This is a genomic window from Phytoactinopolyspora halotolerans (genome assembly GCF_010550675.1).
Lineage (GTDB): Bacteria > Actinomycetota > Actinomycetes > Jiangellales > Jiangellaceae > Phytoactinopolyspora > Phytoactinopolyspora halotolerans.
The window spans coordinates 134,550-151,956 of record NZ_JAAGOA010000014.1 but is presented as its reverse complement, the minus strand read 5'-3'; the positions used below and the strand labels follow the sequence as shown (position 1 = coordinate 151,956).

17 protein-coding genes and 1 pseudogene are annotated in these 17,407 nt (G+C 68.5%); 8 read left to right on the top strand and 10 right to left on the bottom strand.

The features are described 5' to 3' along the window. Nucleotides 1-56: 56 nt before the first annotated feature. Complete coding sequence (locus G1H10_RS19650; protein ID WP_216853452.1) at nt 57-797, bottom strand: helix-turn-helix domain-containing protein; 741 nt, start codon at nt 795-797, stop codon at nt 57-59. Between the two features lie 169 nt (nt 798-966). Between G1H10_RS19650 and G1H10_RS19645 the strand changes: the two genes are divergently transcribed. The 7 genes from G1H10_RS19645 to G1H10_RS19615 all read left to right on the top strand — a co-directional run bounded on the left by G1H10_RS19645 (nt 967) and on the right by G1H10_RS19615 (nt 8,248). Then, nucleotides 967-2,301, top strand: a complete 1,335-nt coding sequence (locus G1H10_RS19645) for a M24 family metallopeptidase (RefSeq protein WP_163740886.1) — start codon at nt 967-969, stop codon at nt 2,299-2,301. Then, a complete protein-coding gene (locus G1H10_RS19640; RefSeq protein ID WP_163740884.1) occupies nt 2,298-3,275 on the top strand; it encodes a thiamine pyrophosphate-dependent dehydrogenase E1 component subunit alpha in 978 nt (325 codons plus the stop codon). The genes G1H10_RS19645 and G1H10_RS19640 overlap by 4 nt, the downstream gene beginning before the upstream one ends. Next, nucleotides 3,263-4,243 (top strand): alpha-ketoacid dehydrogenase subunit beta, encoded by a 981-nt coding sequence (locus tag G1H10_RS19635; RefSeq protein WP_163740882.1) that lies wholly within the window; start codon nt 3,263-3,265, stop codon nt 4,241-4,243. The genes G1H10_RS19640 and G1H10_RS19635 overlap by 13 nt, the downstream gene beginning before the upstream one ends. 131 nt (nt 4,244-4,374) lie before the next feature. Beyond that, nucleotides 4,375-5,736, top strand: coding sequence for an amidohydrolase family protein (locus G1H10_RS19630; protein ID WP_163740881.1), 1,362 nt, complete (start codon nt 4,375-4,377; stop codon nt 5,734-5,736). Continuing rightward, nucleotides 5,733-6,650: a cupin domain-containing protein gene (locus tag G1H10_RS19625; protein WP_163740879.1), complete on the top strand. Its 918-nt coding sequence runs from the start codon at nt 5,733-5,735 to the stop codon at nt 6,648-6,650. Before G1H10_RS19630 ends, G1H10_RS19625 begins: the two co-directional genes overlap by 4 nt. Then, the gene (locus G1H10_RS19620; RefSeq protein ID WP_163740878.1) at nt 6,651-7,364 is read left to right on the top strand and encodes an SDR family NAD(P)-dependent oxidoreductase; all 714 of its coding nucleotides are present in this window, start codon (nt 6,651-6,653) and stop codon (nt 7,362-7,364) included. Then, on the top strand, nt 7,361-8,248 hold the full coding sequence (locus tag G1H10_RS19615) for an NAD(P)-dependent oxidoreductase (protein ID WP_163740876.1): 888 nt from the start codon (nt 7,361-7,363) through the stop codon (nt 8,246-8,248). The genes G1H10_RS19620 and G1H10_RS19615 overlap by 4 nt, the downstream gene beginning before the upstream one ends. A 182-nt stretch (nt 8,249-8,430) precedes the next feature. On the opposite strand, the gene G1H10_RS19610 is transcribed toward G1H10_RS19615, so the two are convergent. After that, nucleotides 8,431-9,357, bottom strand: coding sequence for a fatty acid desaturase family protein (locus tag G1H10_RS19610; RefSeq protein ID WP_216853451.1), 927 nt, complete (start codon nt 9,355-9,357; stop codon nt 8,431-8,433). 136 nt (nt 9,358-9,493) lie between these two features. Beyond that, nucleotides 9,494-10,075: a DUF5994 family protein gene (locus G1H10_RS19605; RefSeq protein WP_281354307.1), complete on the bottom strand. Its 582-nt coding sequence runs from the start codon at nt 10,073-10,075 to the stop codon at nt 9,494-9,496. Nucleotides 10,076-10,414: 339 nt separating this feature from the next. On the opposite strand from G1H10_RS19605, the gene G1H10_RS34045 reads away from it, so the two are divergent. Further along, nucleotides 10,415-10,885, top strand: coding sequence for a DUF5994 family protein (locus G1H10_RS34045; protein ID WP_281354306.1), 471 nt, complete (start codon nt 10,415-10,417; stop codon nt 10,883-10,885). A gap of 102 nt (nt 10,886-10,987) precedes the next feature. On the opposite strand, the gene G1H10_RS19600 is transcribed toward G1H10_RS34045, so the two are convergent. From G1H10_RS19600 to pruA, 7 genes and pseudogenes are all read right to left on the bottom strand, one after another. Beyond that, on the bottom strand, nt 10,988-11,944 hold the full coding sequence (locus G1H10_RS19600) for a carbohydrate kinase family protein (protein ID WP_163740871.1): 957 nt from the start codon (nt 11,942-11,944) through the stop codon (nt 10,988-10,990). Between the two features lie 76 nt (nt 11,945-12,020). Further along, nucleotides 12,021-12,290, bottom strand: a pseudogene (locus G1H10_RS35080) (hypothetical protein); the annotation flags it as partial. Beyond that, nucleotides 12,281-12,475, bottom strand: a complete 195-nt coding sequence (locus tag G1H10_RS19595) for a hypothetical protein (protein WP_216853450.1) — start codon at nt 12,473-12,475, stop codon at nt 12,281-12,283. The gene G1H10_RS19595 and the pseudogene G1H10_RS35080, both read right to left, overlap by 10 nt. A gap of 177 nt (nt 12,476-12,652) precedes the next feature. Then, complete coding sequence (locus tag G1H10_RS19590) at nt 12,653-13,090, bottom strand: DUF4383 domain-containing protein (RefSeq protein WP_174264510.1); 438 nt, start codon at nt 13,088-13,090, stop codon at nt 12,653-12,655. Between the two features lie 857 nt (nt 13,091-13,947). Next, nucleotides 13,948-14,496, bottom strand: coding sequence for a hypothetical protein (locus G1H10_RS19585; RefSeq protein WP_163740867.1), 549 nt, complete (start codon nt 14,494-14,496; stop codon nt 13,948-13,950). Between the two features lie 98 nt (nt 14,497-14,594). Next, the gene (locus G1H10_RS19580) at nt 14,595-15,536 is read right to left on the bottom strand and encodes a pseudouridine-5'-phosphate glycosidase (protein WP_163740865.1); all 942 of its coding nucleotides are present in this window, start codon (nt 15,534-15,536) and stop codon (nt 14,595-14,597) included. Nucleotides 15,537-15,686: 150 nt separating this feature from the next. Next, on the bottom strand, nt 15,687-17,300 hold the full coding sequence (gene pruA / locus G1H10_RS19575) for an L-glutamate gamma-semialdehyde dehydrogenase (protein WP_163740863.1): 1,614 nt from the start codon (nt 17,298-17,300) through the stop codon (nt 15,687-15,689). Nucleotides 17,301-17,407 lie beyond the last annotated feature (107 nt).

Here is a 17,407-nt window from a genome sequence, read left to right as displayed (position 1 = left end):
AACACGCGAGCACGGCAAGACCCGACTTCGTCAAGCCATCCACTACGGCGCGCGCGTCACTGATCGGTCTCGAGCACGAACCAGATGCCGACAGCAGGTTCGATGCCGTCGTTGCGGTAGCCGTGCGGCGTCGTGGAGTCGAAGGACACCGCGTCGCCGACGCCCAGCCGGTACTCGTCGAACCCGAGAGTCAGGATCAGCTCGCCGCCCACGACGTAGCCGTACTCGAACCCGGGGTGGCGCATCAACCGGCCGTTGCTGGCCGACGTGCTACCCGGTTCGTAGGTGATGCGCAAGAAATCGACATGGGTGCCGGGCACCTGGCCGAGGCGTTCCCAGGTGACGCCGGAGTCCAGCGTCAGCACCTCGCGTTCGGCCGGCTGCACGACAGGGCCGACTTCGCGTTCCCGATCCGGCCCGAGGATCCGCAGCCCTGGTCCGGACGACGTGGGCTCCTCCGCGTCGCCGGCCGTCTCCGGCCGCTCCGTCCCGCCGTGGATGGCCGCCGCCAGCGCGGCCAGCTCCGCGTCGTGCGGACGTGCGACCTGGTCGACGACGTTCACCGCCGACGGCACGTGATCGGCGCGGTCGAACAGGGTCTCGATCGGCACACCCAGGGCGTTGGTGATCGCGTAGAGCGTGCTCACCGACGGCCGGCTCTTGCCGGTCTCGATCTGCGAGATCAGGCTCGGCGACACGCCGATCTCGCGTGCCAGCGCTCGGGCGCTGATCCCCCGCCTCGACCGCTCGGATCGGAGCCGAGCACCGATATCGAGCACCGAATGACCAGCCACCACGGCACTCCTCCTTCGCCAGTCAACATAACTTAACACGCCCGACCAGCGCCCACCGGAATCTCGATGAAGCAGCAGGTAACACGGTATTGACGCGTGACGGCATGTGTTCAATGATGATTAGCAATACTGAACAGTCGCCTTGACGTGTTCGTGTGAGGAGTGACGGCCCATGACGGTCCGCACCTTTGGCCCCAACGCCGTGGACTGGGAGAAGCGCGTCGACCTGGACCGGCTGCGGGCCGAGCGCTTCGCCCGGTTGAACACCGCCCTCGACCGCTCGGAGCTCGGCGCGGTGCTCTCATTCGACTTCTCCAACATCCGCTACATGTCCTCCACCCACATCGGCACCTGGGCGATGGACAAACTCATCCGGTTCGCGCTGCTCCCCCGCGGCGGCGAACCGATCGTCTGGGACTTCGGCTCGGCCGCCAAACACCACCAGCTGTACAACCCCTGGCTGGACGGCGAGAACCGCGCCCGGGCCGGCATCTCGACGCTGCGCGGCGCGTTCCACCCGGCCGCCGGCATCGCCGCCGACGTCGCCGGAAAGGTCGCCACCGTCCTCCGCGAACACGGCCTGGACGCCGAACCGCTCGGCGTCGACGTCGTCGAGATGCCCATCCTGGCCGCGCTGCAGGCGGAAGGGATCGACGTCGTCGACGGGCAGCAGGTCTTCCTGGAAGCGCGACGGATCAAGACCCCGGACGAGATCGCGCTGCTCACACAAGCCTGCTCCATGGTCGACGCCGCCTACGAAGAGCTGTACATGTTCCTGCGCCCCGGCGTGAAGGAGAACGAGTGCGTCGGCGTCGTCAGCAAGACGCTCTACGACCTCGGCAGCGAGTACGTCGAAGGGGTCAACGCGATCTCCGGCGAACGCTGTTCCCCGCACCCGCACGTGTACAGCGACCGCCTCATCCGCCCCGGCGACCCGGCGTTCTTCGACATCCTGCACAGCCACCTCGGCTACCGCACCTGTTACTACCGCACGTTCGCCGTCGGCAGCGCGTCGGTGGCCCAGCGCGACGCCTACACCCGCTGCCGCGAGTACATGGATCGCGCGATCGCGCTGGTCAAGCCCGGGGCGACGACGGCCGACATCGTCTCGGTCTGGCCGCGGGCCGAAGAGTTCGGCTTCGCGGACGAGATGGCGGCGTTCGCACTGCAGTACGGGCACGGCGTGGGCCTGTCCATCTGGGAGAAGCCGATCTTCAGCCGGCTGGTCTCCCTCGACCAACCGGAGACGCTCGAGGAAGGCATGGTGTTCGCCCTGGAGACCTACTGGCCCGCCGCCGACGGATGGTCCGCCGCCCGGATCGAGGAGGAGGTGGTGGTGACCGCCGACGGATGCGAGGTCATCACCAAGTTCCCGGCCGAGGAGCTGCTCGTCGCCGGCCGCAAGTACTGGACCGCCGGCGGGGCGCTGAACACCGCCAGGGAGTCCCAATCCCACCTGAACACCGGCAACGCCACGCCCTCCGGCGACGGCGGTGGTGCCCGATGACCGAACCCGACCTGCTCGCGATGTACGAACAGATGCACGTGATCCGCAAGACCGAGAAGGCCGCGCATGACCTGTTCATGGCCGGCCTGGTCAAGGGGACGACGCATCTCGCCTCCGGGCACGAGGCGGTCGCCGTCGGTGCCAGTGCGGCGTTGCGTCCCGACGACTACGTCTTCGCCACCTACCGCGGCCACCACCACGCCATCGCCCGCGGGGCCGCGCCCGAAGAATGCCTCGCCGAGCTGATGAGCAAGGCCACCGGACTGTGCCAGGGCAAGGGCGGCTCGATGCACCTGACCAAGGCATCGTCCGGCATGCTCGGCTCGTACGCCATCGTCGGATCGCACCTGCCGATGGCCGCCGGCGCCGCCTGGTCCGCCCAGCTGCGCGGTACCGGTCAGGTGGCCGTGGCGTTCTTCGGCGACGGGGCGACCAACATCGGCGCCTTCCACGAGACACTCAACCTGGCGGCGGTGTGGAAGCTGCCGGTGCTCTTCGTCTGCGAGAACAACCTCTACATGGAGTACACGCCGATCGGCACCGTCACGTCGGTACCGAACCCGGCCGCGGACCGGGCCGGTGCCTACGGCCTCCCCGGACACGTCATCGACGGCAACGACGTGCTGGCCGTCCACGACGCCGTCGCCGGCGCGGCGGATCGGGCCCGTGCCGGCGACGGCCCCACCGTGATCGAGGCGCAGACCTACCGGCACTACGGACACAGCCGATCCGATCCCGCCACGTACCGGCCGGCCGAAGAAGTGGAGCACTGGCTCGCACGCGACCCGCTTCCGCTCGCCCACAGCCGGTTCACCGAGCTCGGCGTCGACGCCGCCGACCTGGACGCCGCCGAGCAGCGCGCCGAGCAGACCGTGGCCGCCGCCGTCGACGCGGCCAAGAACGCGCCGGATGCAGACCCGGCTGAGGCGTTCACCGACGTATGGGCCGATGGAGGCAGCGCATGGCGGACGTAGTCACCTACCGGGAAGCCGTCGCGGAGGGTATCGCCCGCGAGATGCGCCGCGACGACACCGTGGTCTGCCTCGGCGAAGACATCGCCGAGGCCGGTGGGGTCTTCAAGACCACCGTCGGGTTGCTCGACGAGTTCGGACCGGAACGGATCTGGAACACACCGATCTCCGAGCAGGCCATCGTCGGCGCCGCCATGGGTGCGGCGATGACCGGTATCCGTCCGGTCGCGGAGATCATGTTCAGCGACTTCCTGGCCTGCTGCTGGGATTACCTCGCCAACGAGATCCCCAAGGTCAGGTACATGACCGGCGGCCAGGTCACCGTCCCGCTCGTCGTCCGCACCGCGAACGGCGGCGGACTCGGCTTCGGCGCCCAGCACTCGCAGGCGGTGGAGAACTGGGCGTTCGCCGTGCCCGGGCTCAAGATCGCCGCGCCGTCGACGCCGGCCGACGTCGTCGGGTTGATGGCGGCCGCGATCCGCAGCGACGATCCCGTCGTCGTCTTCGAACACAAAGGCCTGTTCGCCAGCAAGGGCGATCCCGCACCGGCGGACCACGTGGTCGAACTCGGCCGCGCCGCCACCGTCCGCGACGGCACCGACGTGACGATCGTCGCGCTCGCCTCCACCGTGCCGACGGCGCTGGCGGCGGCGGAGCGGCTGGCCGCCGACGACATCTCCTGCGAGGTGATCGACCTGCGCTGCCTGGTCCCGCTCGACGTGGCCACGGTGCTCGCGTCGCTGGAACGCACGTCGCGGCTCGTCGTCGTCGAGGAGAACCCCTACCAGGGCGGATGGGGAGGCACGCTGGTCTCGATCGTCGCCGACGAGGGGTTCGACCTGCTCGACGCGCCGATCAAACGGATCGCCGCCGCCTGCGTGCCGCTGCCGTTCGCCGATGCCCTCGAGGATCAGGTGATCCCGAACGCCGACGCCGTCGCCGACACCGTCCGCACCCTCGCCGCCTACTGACGACCCGCACCCCACAAAAGAACATGCGTTGTGGTCGCCGCAGCAGCCGCATTGTCGTTCCTTTCGGCGGCGACCGACCACTCACATCCGATTCCCAGTCAACGACGACGTCAGGAAGAGGGAGACCGCAGATGACGCACCGGATGCTTCTCCGTGGCGGGCACACACTCACTATGGACCCGCAGCTCGGCGACTTGCCGACCGCAGACGTCCTCATCGAGGACGACAAGATCACCGCCGTCGAGCCGCACATCGAGGCGGACGTCGACGCGGAGATCATCGACGCCACCGGGCAGATCGTCATCCCGGGCTTCGTCGACACCCACCGGCACACCTGGGAGGCCGCCATCCGCGGCTGCGCGCCCAACGCGACGCTGGACGACTACTTCGTCGAGGTGCTCGACACGTTCGCACCGGTGTACCGGCCCGACGACGTCTACGCCAGCAACCTCGCCGGCTCCCTGGAGTGCCTGAACGCCGGAATCACCACCCTGGTGGACTGGTCGCACATCAACAACACACCCGAGCACCCGGACGCGGCCATCGCCGGCCTGCGCGAGGCCGGCATCCGGGCGCAGTACGCGTACGGCTCCGCCAACACGTCGCTGGCCAAGTACTGGTTCAACAGCGCCGAGGTGATCCCCGGCGACGACGTCCGGCGGGTACGCGAGACCTACTTCCCCGGCGACGACGGCCTGCTCACGCTGGCGCTGGCGACCCGCGGCCCCGGGTTCTGCCAGGACGAGGTGGTGACCGCCGAATGGCAGCTCGCCCGTGAGCTGCAGATCCCGATCACCGTGCACGTCGCGATGGGACGGCTGGCCGGCCGGTTCGCCATGGTCGAACAGCTGGACCGGCTCGGGCTGCTCGGGCCGGACACCACCTACATCCACTCCTGCTACTTCAGCGACCACGAGTGGCAGCGGGTGGCGGACACCGGCGGCACCATCTCGATCGCCGCGCAGGTGGAGATGCAGATGGGGCACGGCTGGCCGCCGGTGAACAAGTCCTACCAGTTCGGGCTGCGGCCGAGCCTGTCCGTCGACGTGGTCACCACGGTGCCGGGCGACATGTTCACCCAGATGCGGGCGGCGTTCGGTGGCGAGCGCGCCCGGGTCAACGCCACCTGCTGGGAGGCGAACACGGGTGTGCCGGAGACTATGCTGACAGCGCGGCAGATGCTGGAGATGGCCACCATCAACGGTGCACACGTCGCCGGCCTGGAGGACCGCACCGGCTCGCTCATACCGGGCAAGCAGGCCGACGTCGTCGTCATCGACGGGCGTTCGATCAACGTCGCCCCGATCATCGATCCGGTGGCCGCCGTGGTGCTGTGCGCGGACGTCAGCAACGTCGACACCGTCATCGTCGGCGGGCAGGTCCGGAAGCGCGAGGGCAAGCTGGTCGGCGACGTGGCGCGGGCCCGGGATCTGGTCGAGGCCTCCCGTCACCACCTGGTCGGCGCCGCCGCGAAGTCCGAGGCGGCCGCATGACCGGCTCGCGTCACCTGGTTCGCTGGGCGTCGGAGGCGACGTTCACCCCTCCGTCGTCCGGCTGGGCGGCGGCGGCCAAGGGGCTGCGGCGCTGGACCGTGGTCGGTGAGGACGCGGGCGCCGTGCACACCGGGTTCTTCATCGGCGAGCTCGACCCCGGCGGCTACCTGCCCACCCACGTGCACTCGTACGAGTCGAGCTTCTTCGTCGTGGACGGGGAAGCCGTCGTCGACACGCCCGACGGCGCGTTCCGGCTGGTGCCCGGCGACTACGGGCTCGTTCCGGTGGGTGTTCCGCACCGGTGGCGGAACGACGGGGCGACGGCCGTGCGGTGGGCGGAGATGCAGGCTCCCACGCCGCGGGCGGCGCACAGCGGCGACACGCTCGTCGTGCCGGAACTGCCCACCGCCGAGCCGGTGCGGGTCGACGCACGCGACCCGCGCACCCGGCGGTTCGGCACGATCACACCCGCGCACATGGACCCGTCCAAGCAGAGCCAGGACCTGCTGGCCGTCTCGGCGAGCATGCGCACGGCCCTGCTGGTCTACAGCGGCATCACCGTCAAGATGATGGTCGACTCCGACCTCGGCGCCCAACTGGCGACCATGTTCATGGTGCAATACGAGCCGGACGGGGTGGCCGGCGCACACGACCATCCCTTCGAGGAAACGTACTACTTCCTCGAGGGCCAGACGGAGGCGACGTTCGACGGTGAGCGGTACGAGCTCGGCCCGGGCGACGTCGCCTGGGCGGGCGTCGGTTGCGTGCACAGCTTCCGCAACATCGGCGGCGGTCCGCTGCGCTGGCTGGAGACGCAGGCGCCGCAGCCGCCGCCCCGGCACTCGTACCGGTTCGCCCGAGACTGGGAGTACCTGCGAGAACGGCTCGACCAAGACGAGCAAGGGAGGACGTAGATGGCACCGCGCACCGTGCTCGTCGTCGGCGGGACGTCCGGCATCGGGCTGGAGGTGGCCCGGCACTTCGCCGCCGCCGGCGACGACGTTGTCCTGACCGGCCGTGACCCGGAGCGGGCAGAAGCGGTCGCGAAGGACGTGGTCCGCGACGCCGGTGGGTCGGCCCGCGGCATCGCGCTCGAGCTGACCGACGTCGGCGGGATCCCGTCCGCGCTGGCCGGCATCGACCACGTCGACGACGTGGTGCTGTCGGCCGTCGACCGGGACCAGAACACCGCCGCCGAATACGACACCGCCGGCGCGCTGAGCCTGGTGACGCTCAAGCTGGTCGGTTACACCGAGGTCATCCACGCCCTGCTCCCCCGGATGGGCCACGACGCTTCCGTCGTCGTCTTCGGCGGGCTGGCCAAGGACCGGCCTTATCCCGGTTCCACCACGGTGTCGACGGTGAACGGCGGCGTGGTCGGCATGGTGCACACGCTCGCGACCGAGCTGGCACCGATCCGGGTCAACGGCATCCACCCCGGCATCGTCGGCGACAGCCCGTTCTGGAGCGGCAAGCCCGACGAGGTGCTGGACGGGTACCGGTCCCGGACGCCGATCGGCCGGCTGGCATCGATGACCGAGGTGGTCGACGCGGTGGCGTTCTTGCTGCGCAACGGTGCGGTCAACGGCGTGAACCTGAACGTCGACGGCGGCTGGCTGCTGCGATGACCGGCGCAGTGTCGCGCGTCGCCGTCGTCGGGACCGGCCGGATGGGCGCGGCCATGGCGGTGCGGCTCAGCGAACGGGGCCACGACGTCGTCGCCCTCTTCAACCGCACCCGCGCCAAGGCCGACGCCGTCGCCGAAACCACCGGCAGCACCGTCGTCGACACGCCACGTGAAGCGGCCGAGCGGGCCGACGTCGTCGTGGTCTCGTTGGGCGACGACGACGCCGTCACCCACACATACGACGGAACGGACGGCCTCGTCGCCGGGCTGCGCAGCGCGGCCGTCATCGTCGAGACCAGCACCATCGACCCGCAGACCGTGCGCGACATGCGGCCGGCGGTGGAGGCGACCGGCGCGGCCCTGCTCGACGCTCCGGTGTCGGGCAGCGTGGCACTGGTCGAGAAGGGCGAGCTGACCTTCATGGTCGGCGGAGACGCCGAGCCCCTGGGCCGCGCACAACCAGTTCTGGAGGCGCTGGCCAAACGGGTCCTGCACGTCGGTGCCTCCGGTGCCGGCGCGGCGATGAAGCTCGCCGTCAACGCCGTCGTCATGGGCGTCAACCAGGTGCTGTCCGAGGCGCTCGTCCTCGCCGAGGCGTCCGGTGTCCAACGGAGCGACGCCTACGAAGTGTTCGCATCCAGCGCGATCGCGTCGCCGTTCGTGCAGTACAAGCGGGCCGCGTTCGAGCGTCCGGAGGAGACGCCGGTGGCGTTCAGCCTCGACCTGGTACTCAAGGACCTCACCCTGATCACCACGCTCGCGCAGCGGCTGGGCGTCGCGATGGACCAGACCGCGACGAACCGGATCGTCGCCCAGGGCGCCGTCGACGCCGGGCTCGGCGAGCGGGACATGAGCGCCATCGCCGGTTTCCTGCGGAAAGAATGACCGGGCACCCACCGGTCCGTCATCGAGCACTCGCTGTCGTCACCCGCGGCGCCTCCTGGCCCTGTGTTGCGCTTGACCACCCGTCGGCGGCATTAAACGAAACATGGAGCCAGGAAGCGTGACCACGACGCGTGCCACTGCCCTGCCGACGGCCACGACGCGACGGCGGCGAGCTGACCGAGTCAGTTGCGGTACTGCGACGCGAGGGGGCAACGGAAGGGATCGATGGCGGAGAACTCGACGGTGTTGAGGTAACGAACAATGGTGCGATATGCCTCGAACAAGCCGGTTTCTGTATAGCTGATCTTGTGCTTGGCGCAATGGTCTTTCACCATGCGTTGTGCTTTACGCAAGCTGGGGCGCGGCATGCTCGGGAACAGGTGGTGCTCAATCTGGTAATTGAGGCCGCCCATGGCCAGGCTGGTCAGCCATCCACCTCGGATGTTGCGGGACATCAGCACCTGTCGCTGCAGGAAGTCGATCTTCATCGTCCCTGGGACGATGGGCATGCCGATGTGGTTAGGCGCGAACGCGGCGCCGAGGATCAATCCGAACAAACCCATCTGGACGCCGAAGAACGCAGCCGCTTTACCCGGAGGCAAGACGATCAGGAGCACCGCGACGTACCCGCCAAGACGGCCGGTCAGCATTGCAGCTTCCCACCACCGATGCTTCAGATCCCGCCGTTGTATGAGGGTCTGGACACTCGCCACATGTAAGGCGAGACCCTCCAGCAGCAGAAGCGGGAAGAAGTAGTAGCCCTGCCGTGGTGTGAGGCGGGCCGGCAGCCCGCGCCTGGCTCGTGCGGCAGAGGGGGTGAAGGCGAAGACGCCGGCGCCGACGTCGGGATCTCGCCCCTCCTTGTTGGGATTGGCGTGGTGGCGGCTGTGCTTGCTCGTCCACCATCCGTGGCTGAGACCCATGAACACGCCTGAGACCACCCGAGAGGTCCAGTCGTTCCAGCGGTGCGAGGCGAAGATCTGCCGGTGTGCGCTGTCATGGCCGAGGAACCCGAACTGGGTGAGCACGATGCCGAGGGCAGCGGCCAGGAGCAGCTGGAACCATGAATTGCCGACGAACGCGAATATCACCCAGATACCGGCGAACATGGCGACCAGCGTGATGATCTTGGTCCAGTAGTAGGCGTAGCGCCTCCGGAGCAATCCGGCAGCCTGGACCTTGCGCGACAGCTCGGTGTACGTGCTGACGTACCGCACACGCTCCGGTACAGGCTCCTGTTTGGTGTCAGCTGCCAAGCTGGGCGAGGTTGGGTTCATGCAAATCTCCGTTGTTCATGTTTGGGCGGGGGTATGAGCCACCCTCGGACTCCCACGCGTTTTCGGCCACTCTGCCTGCGTGGACCCCGGACAACGCCGAGGACGGCCGAGAAGCCGTGTCTGCGTCGGTCAGGAATGCGGTGGCTCGCCCGTCGTGATGTCCGTCCTGGATCCACGCGAATGCCTGCTCGGCGAGCAGCGGGTCGCTCGTGGGAGGGATCACCAGAAGGTCCAGTCGGTCGGCGCTGCGGAGCTCGGTGAGGCTCAAAAGGTGTGCGTCGATGGTGCGGAACCACCCCAACCGGACTACCCTGCCCGCGATGGGCAGCTTCCCGGACACGCTATCCCATGAGTCCCGGTGGTAGGCGACACGGGCCACAGTGAAGCCGCGCTGGGACAGCGTGGCGATCAGCTCCGGCAGCTCGGCGGCCAGATCGCGCGAACGCGGCCACCACGCGCCGTCCAGCGTGGCCATATGGTTGGTACTTGGTGCCCTGAATACCGCGCGGATGGCGCGGGGGTGGCGTGTTGTGACTTCGGGCAGTCGCATAACCGTGCCCATCTTCGGCCTTTACGGCCGACATTCTCTTGCCGGTGTGGCTGGAACCAACAGCGATTCCATGTCCTACACCGCTACCCCGAATCTACATCATTTAACAACGAAACCGAGTGGCCCGCCCTCGCCGGCACGGCCGACCCGGCGCCGCCCGAACCGCGTTCCGCAGGCTACTTCGCCAGGCAGCCGCCGGGTATGCCCGCCGCGCCACCGAGGGCTCAGGTGTTGCCGGGTGTAAACTTGAGACTGGTGCGCTGATGCGTAGACACAGACAGCTACGGCGGCGCCGATTTCATCCAGGCCGGCCGCAGAGGCCGGAGACAAGGCGCACATATGCGCGAGTTCACGAATTATCACATCGCAGACGTTTCCACGACTCGGGTCGCGTACCGAATCATCCGTCCGGGTCAACACCCACGCTTGCGCGGCGTGTGGTGGCCCCGATCCCTCGACCTGAGCGCCGAGCTCCCCGCCCTGATCGACGCCCTGGACAGCCGAGGTTTCATGACTGAACAGGTTTCCTTCAGCCCGGCATCGTGGATCAAGGCCTCACGTCAGGTTCCCGTAGCCGGCCGGATCATTCGACTTGACCCATCCCCGCTGGCCGACTCGGGCATGGTCACTCTCAGCGGTCGACAGGGCCGGACCCATATCGTCCTCGCCGTCCTGCCACCGAGGAGTCGGCGCATGACCGTGGCACGAGCGTTCGAACGGGTACTCGACTGGGACGGCAGCATCACGGCAAGCGACGTGTCGGCCGGCACGACGAGCGACGTGTTGGTCGGCACGGCAACCGTCCGATAGCCGCGCCGCCTGGGATCTGTCTTCACACGGTCTGGCTCGCATCGGCTGATCATCTCTGCGGAGGAGATGGGCCGACGAACGTCAGCACCCTTCATCTCGCCGCTACCGAGCGCCAACGTGACCGACAGCCTCCGCCCCGAGCGCGCAACCCACCGCGAGCGCCGTCTCGGGCCTGGTGCGCGTACGCGTCCAAGACTCGAGGAACGCCGCCGCGAACGCGTCGCCGGCACCTGTCGCGTCGATGACGCGCACCGGAACAGCGTCATGCCTGATCACCTGGACGCCGTCCGACCACAGCGCTCCGGCGTCGCCGAGCTTGACCACCACTTCGCCGCCCGTCCGCCGCGCCAGGCCGGACGCCTGACGGGCCGGATCAACCGACTGCGCCGGATCAGCCGGTCGGCCGCCATCCGGGAGCACCATGTAGCTCGCCAGCACCTCCGCCTCGGCGGTATTCGCGAACAGGATGTCCACGCCACGCATCCACTCGATGAACGCCGGACCGGCGGCCCGCAGCGGCTCCGCCGACGCCGCGTCCACGCTCGTCGTGAGACCGGCGTCGCGAGCCAGCTCCAGTGCCCGCAGCCCGGCTGCTCGCGAGGCCGGATCCAGCAAGGTATAGCCCGATAGGTGCAGGTGCCGGACGTCCGTCTCGCCGCCGCCGGCCGGCTCTGGTCCGATCTCCCCGATCGCGGCCGCCACGTGGTCGGCGTCGAGCAGCGCGTTCGCGCCTCGATCGCTGATCATCGTCCGCTCGTCGCCGTGCGCCAGGACGATCACGCAACCGGTCGCCATGCCGTCCCGCCTACTCACCCGCACGCGGACACCGGCATCCCGCAGCTCGGCAACGCGGTCCTCCCCCGCTCGGTCATTGCCGACGGCACCCACGAAGGTGACGTCCACACCGAGAGACGCCAGCCATGCTGCTGTGTTCGCTGCCTGCCCACCACCGCTCATCCGGATCCCGGCAGGCGTGTCCGACCCGATGGCGAGCTCGCCGCCGTCGCCACCGACCTGAGCGAGGACATCCGTGACGACATCCCCGACGACGACGATCACAGCGGGTTCGCCAACACCGGCCGACCGGAGGCCAGCGCGTCGCTCACCTCACCGCCGGCGCGAATCCTCCGTTGACTCACACCCTGGACGCTACCTTCCCGCGTGCGCTCACCGCCGCCCCACTTCCTGGGCCTAAGTTACGCTTGGCGACCGTCCAGCGGCTGCCAACGTAACCTAAGGTCAGGAAGTCAAAGGCGGCCACCGGTCCCCCCAGCGCCCCGGCCTTATCGTTCGTCCCGGACGCCCGAGTCCAGCCGAACGACTGCTGGCCGAAGACCGCGCCGGTCGGCTTGTCGTTGGCCTGAAATTCGCCGGCCGCGAACCGCAGCTTCGCGCCTATCTCTGCTCGTACTGGTGCAAGGCGTTGCCGAGCCCGAACAGGGTCGGCGCCCATGTCCCGACGAAGATTCCCCAGCGGTCCGCGCAGGCCGAGCCGGATTTCTCGCCCTTCTTCGATGTCAACCACGCAATGACCGACAGCCCAATAGAGCCCACAGCGGCGTTGTAGACGTGGTCACTTCTGACGCCCATCTCGTGCATTTTCTTGACTAGCATGCGCTTCTCCTACTCACACCGATCTCTGTCGACCGCAGTTCGACTGTTCTCGACGTGTGGGTTGCACCTGCGCCCGAGCGCTGATCCACTCCCCGCTGACCGGAGCTTGCTTCTGCGGTCAGCGGGAATGACCTGGTCCGCCGGGTCCATCGTTTAGTTCTGCGCGGTGCCCGCCGCGCCGCGCGGCGTCCTACCGAGAAATACACCCAGCAGGACCATGCCGAGGGCCAACACCAGATGCAACCAATCGTCGGCGCTGTTCAACGGTACGAAGTTCGCCGAACTCTCCTCGTCGACAAACAGTCCGTACAGCCACAGCACGGCGTAGACCGCACCTCCCCAGATGAGGAAGTTCCGCGCTCCGGCAAAGCTGCGTCCCAGGAATAATCCGACGACTCCGAACAGGAGATGCACGATGTTGTGCAGGATCGAAACTTGGAAAACTCCCAGCAGCATCGCCTCGGATTCATGACCCGCGAACTGCATCTCATCGAAGTCGGTAGTAATTCCGGGGATGAACCCCATCACGCCGATCACCAAGAACACCGCGGCGACCACGGTGGCAGCCGCCTGCACCGGTGTAGCGGTCATGCCTCTTCTTACGTCGTCAGACATGTCATGGTCCTCCCTACGGGCCTACCGGCCCGCCCACGCAGTTGTCGTTCGAATGGTGCAGCCCTACCCATTCACGGCGCGGTCACTCCGCCGCCGTACAAATTCGTCACTACCCAACCTCGTCACTACCCAACTTGTGCGGGCGTGCAGCGCGCGGCCGCATAGGCGGGCTCCCGAAGCCCCTGCAGCGCAATCGGCCATTGCAGGCCCGGCAGCGGATACAAGACAGGATCGAACCGCAACGGTTCGTCTGCCAGCCCGTCCTCCGGGGAGGTCAACCTGAGTGTGCCGAACGTGTGCCACGGCCCTGCCACTGCCGCCACCTGAAGGCGAAATGACACCGCCACCAACGCATCCGGCGCGCTGACGGCCGAGAACGGTGAAGCCGCTACAAGGACCAGCCCGCGGGGCGATCGGTACGGGAACAATGAGCCGTATGTGCACCCGTACGGCTCGGATCTGGGAACGAGGACGAACCTGCCCGCCCTGCTCGCCCCTGTCGTGGCGAGCAGGGCATCGTGGCGTTCGCCGTCATCGCCGATAAACGTGACCGCCAAGCCATGGATATCCGGGACCGGTGTGGGGAGGCCGACTGATCTGGACAGTCGAGCCGTTCCACCATGCTCTCCGCGCTCGTCCAGCCAGGGGCACCCCCATGCGACCTGCGAGCCGGTACGTCGGATGGCGGCGTTGAAGATGACACCCTTCGGGTGTATGGGTTTACCACCTCGAAGAACCCCAGCCGCCCTGAATATGGCTCCGAACAACGAGCCGGCCGCCCTGACCCCGAGCGCCGCACGCTCCTGAGCAGCTTGAGTCTGCTCGCTCACGGTTCAGCCCATGAGGCGGTTGAGCAGGCCCTTGTGCACCTCGGTGGCTCGTTGCTGTTCGTCCGCGTAGGCGCTGATTACCTCGATCCCGCCGGTCAGCGCGGGAATAGCCCACTGGAGCATGGACAGCTGGCGCTGGGCGGCGGCTGCTTCAGAATGCGTCGATTCGGCCGGCTCAGTGCCGCTTTCCGCTGGCATGTCCTGTCGCTTCGACACCTTGGCACCCAGGGCTCGGCCATAGGCGGTGGCCCCCAGCGCCGCTGCCGTCAGCACCGTCTTCGCCACAGACATGGCGAGGACACCTTGCTGCGCCTTGAGCCGAGGCGCGTTCGCAGCCAGTAGTCCCGCGCTCCCGACGAGGTGGACCCCGATCGCCGCGGCATTGACCGGCGTCCAACGGTTCCAGCCGACGTTCGCGACCGTACCCGTGCTTTCGGGATCATCCACCGCACTGGCGGCCTGGTTCAGCGAGACCGCATTAGCCAGCGTTCCGCCGAACCATGCGGCAAGCCCGACGTCGTGCAGTGCGTGTAAGACCGTGTTACGTGCCATGACAGCCCCCTACCGGAATCGGATGGCCAGGCCATACCCGCAATCACGGGCTCGAAACGCCGAAGGCGCACACATCGTCGAGCCATCGACGACGACGATCACAGCGACTCGGGCGCCGCCGTGGCAGGGGCCGCTCCCGAGGCGGCGATCTGCGCGGCCAGGGCGGCGTTGGCGAGGATGATCCGGATGTTCGTCGCCAGGCTCGCCCCGCCGGTGGCGCTGTGGAAGTGCGCCAGCAGCACGGGCGTCACCTCTTTGCCGGTCACCGCGTCGCGTTCTACGATCGCCAGCCCTTCGGCCAGCACCCGGTCGTGCAGCTCCCGGTCGAGTTGCTGGTCTTCCGGCAGCGGGTTCGCCACCACCAGCGCACCCGGGCTCACACCGAACGCCCGGTGCGCCCGCCAGGCAGCCGCCACCTCCTCGGCCGAGTCGAGCCGCCAATCCAGGTCGAACCCGCTGTCGGTGACGAAGAACCCCGGAAAGCGGGCGGTGCGGTAGCCGACGACGCCGACCCCGAGCGTCTCCAGCCGCTCCAGTGTGGCGCCCACGTCCAGGATCGACTTCACCCCGGCGCACACGACCACGATCGGGATCCGCGCCAGCGTGACCAGGTCGGCGGACTCGTCGAACGTCTCCCCTGCCTGCCGGTGCACGCCGCCGAGCCCGCCGGTGGCGAAGACCTCGATCCCCACCGACGCGGCGATAGCGCTGGTGCTGGCGACCGTCGTCGCACCGTCGGCACCGCGCGCCGCCGCGATCGGCACGTCCCGCACGGACAGCTTCGCCACCTCGTCGCCGGTGGCCAGCCGGGTGAGCGCGTCGTCGTCCAGCCCGACCAGGATCTCCCCGGCCACCATGCCGACGGTGGCCGGGACCGCACCGTGCGCCCGCACGACCTGCTCGATCTCCCGCGCCACCCGGAGGTTGTCCGGCTGCGGGAGACCGTGCGAGATGATCGTGCTCTCCAGCGCGACGACGGGCCGTCCGGCGGCCAGCGCATCGTTCACCTCGCCGCTGACGCGAATCCTTGGTTCACTCACGCTCACCGACGCTACCTCTTCGGGCCACGGCCCCCGTCGCACTGGCGCCGCCGCGCGGCCCCACGCGCACCTCGTTGTCTCACGTAACGCTTAGCCGCGGCGTAGGCCGCGCAAACGTTACGTGAGACAACGACGTCGAGCAGACGCGGGTCAGCGGTGCGTCGTCGGCGGCACGAACGTCTCCTTGATCGCCCGGGTGGAGGTCCAGCGCTGCAGGTTCTGTGGCGCGCCGGCCTTGTCGTTGGTCCCGGACGCCCGGGCGCCGCCGAACGGCTGCTGCCCGACGACGGCCCCGGTCGGCTTGTCGTTGATGTAGAAGTTGCCCGCGGCGAACCGCAGTACCTCGGTGGCGTACGCGATGACGGAGCGGTCCTGCGCGATCACCGCGCCGGTGAGCCCGTACGGCGCGACCCGCTCCATCTGGTCCACGACGCGCTCGAAGTCCTCGTCGTCATAGACGTACACGGCCAGGAACGGCCCGAAGTATTCGGTGCGGAACACCTCGTCGTCGGCGTCGTCGCACTCCACGATGGTGGGCCGGACGAAGTAGCCCGCCTCGTCGTCGTACCTGCCGCCCGCGATGACGCGGATCGACGGCTCGGCGTGTGCACGGTCGATGGCGCCCTTCAGCCGGGTGAACGAGCGTGCGTCGATCACCGCACCCAGGTAGTTCCCGAAGTCGCGTACATCGCCGACGGGCAGCGCATCGACGGTGGCGACCAGGTCGTCGCGGATCCGTCGCCAGAGGCTGCGCGGCACGTACGCCCGCGACGCCGCCGAGCATTTCTGCCCCTGGAACTCGAACGCGCCCCGGATCAGCGCCGCCTGGAGCACGGCCGGATCCGCCGACGGGTGCGCGAGGATGAAGTCCTTGCCGCCGGTCTCACCGACGACACGCGGGTAGGAGCGGTACGTCGTCAGGTTCTCCCCGACCGTGCGCCACAGATGCTGGAAGGTGGCCGTCGAGCCGGTGAAATGGATCCCGGCCAGCGACGGGTCGGCCAGCGCGACGTCGGAGACCGCGACACCGTCGCCGGGGAGCATGTTGATCACGCCCGGCGGCATCCCCGCCTCCTCCAGCAGCCGCATCGTCCAGTAGGCGGCGAACTGCTGGGTGGGCGCGGGCTTCCACAGCACCGTGTTGCCCATCAGGGCCGGCGCGGTCGGCAGGTTCCCGGCGATGGCGGTGAAGTTGAACGGCGTGACCGCGTAGACGAACCCCTCCAGCGGCCGGTGGTCGAGCCGGTTCCACACGCCGGGTGCGTTGGCCGCCGGCTGCTCGGCCAGGATCTGCCGGCCGAAGTGCACGTTGAACCGCCAGAAGTCGATCAACTCGCACGCCGAGTCGATCTCCGCCTGCACGAACGTCTTGCTCTGCCCGAGCATGGTGGCGGCGTTGAGCATGTCCCGCCACGGGCCGGAGAGCAGCTCGGCCGCCTTGAGCAGGACGGCGGCGCGGTCGTCGAAGCTCATCGCCCGCCACGTCGGCGCCGCCTCGGCGGCCGCGGCGATCGCCGACCGCGCATCGTCGTGGGTGGCCGACCGGTAGGTTCCCAATACGTGCGTATGGTCGTGCGGCTGGACGACGGACTGTTCCGGGCCGCCGCCGGGGCGCCACTCGCCGCCGATCGACGCGGGCAGCTCCAGCTGCTCGGAGGCCAGTTCCTTCAGCTTCGCCTCCAGCCGGGTGCGTTCGGCGCTTCCCGGTGCGTAGGTTTTCACCGGCTCGTTCACCGGCATCGGCGGATGCGTGACGGCGTCCATCTGGCGTTCCTTTCGTCGGCGGATGTGGATGGTGCGAGGGAGACTCGGACGGTCCCGGCGGGCTCCAGGTCCAGCGGTTTCCAGGTCCGCGTGAGCTCCGGGCATGC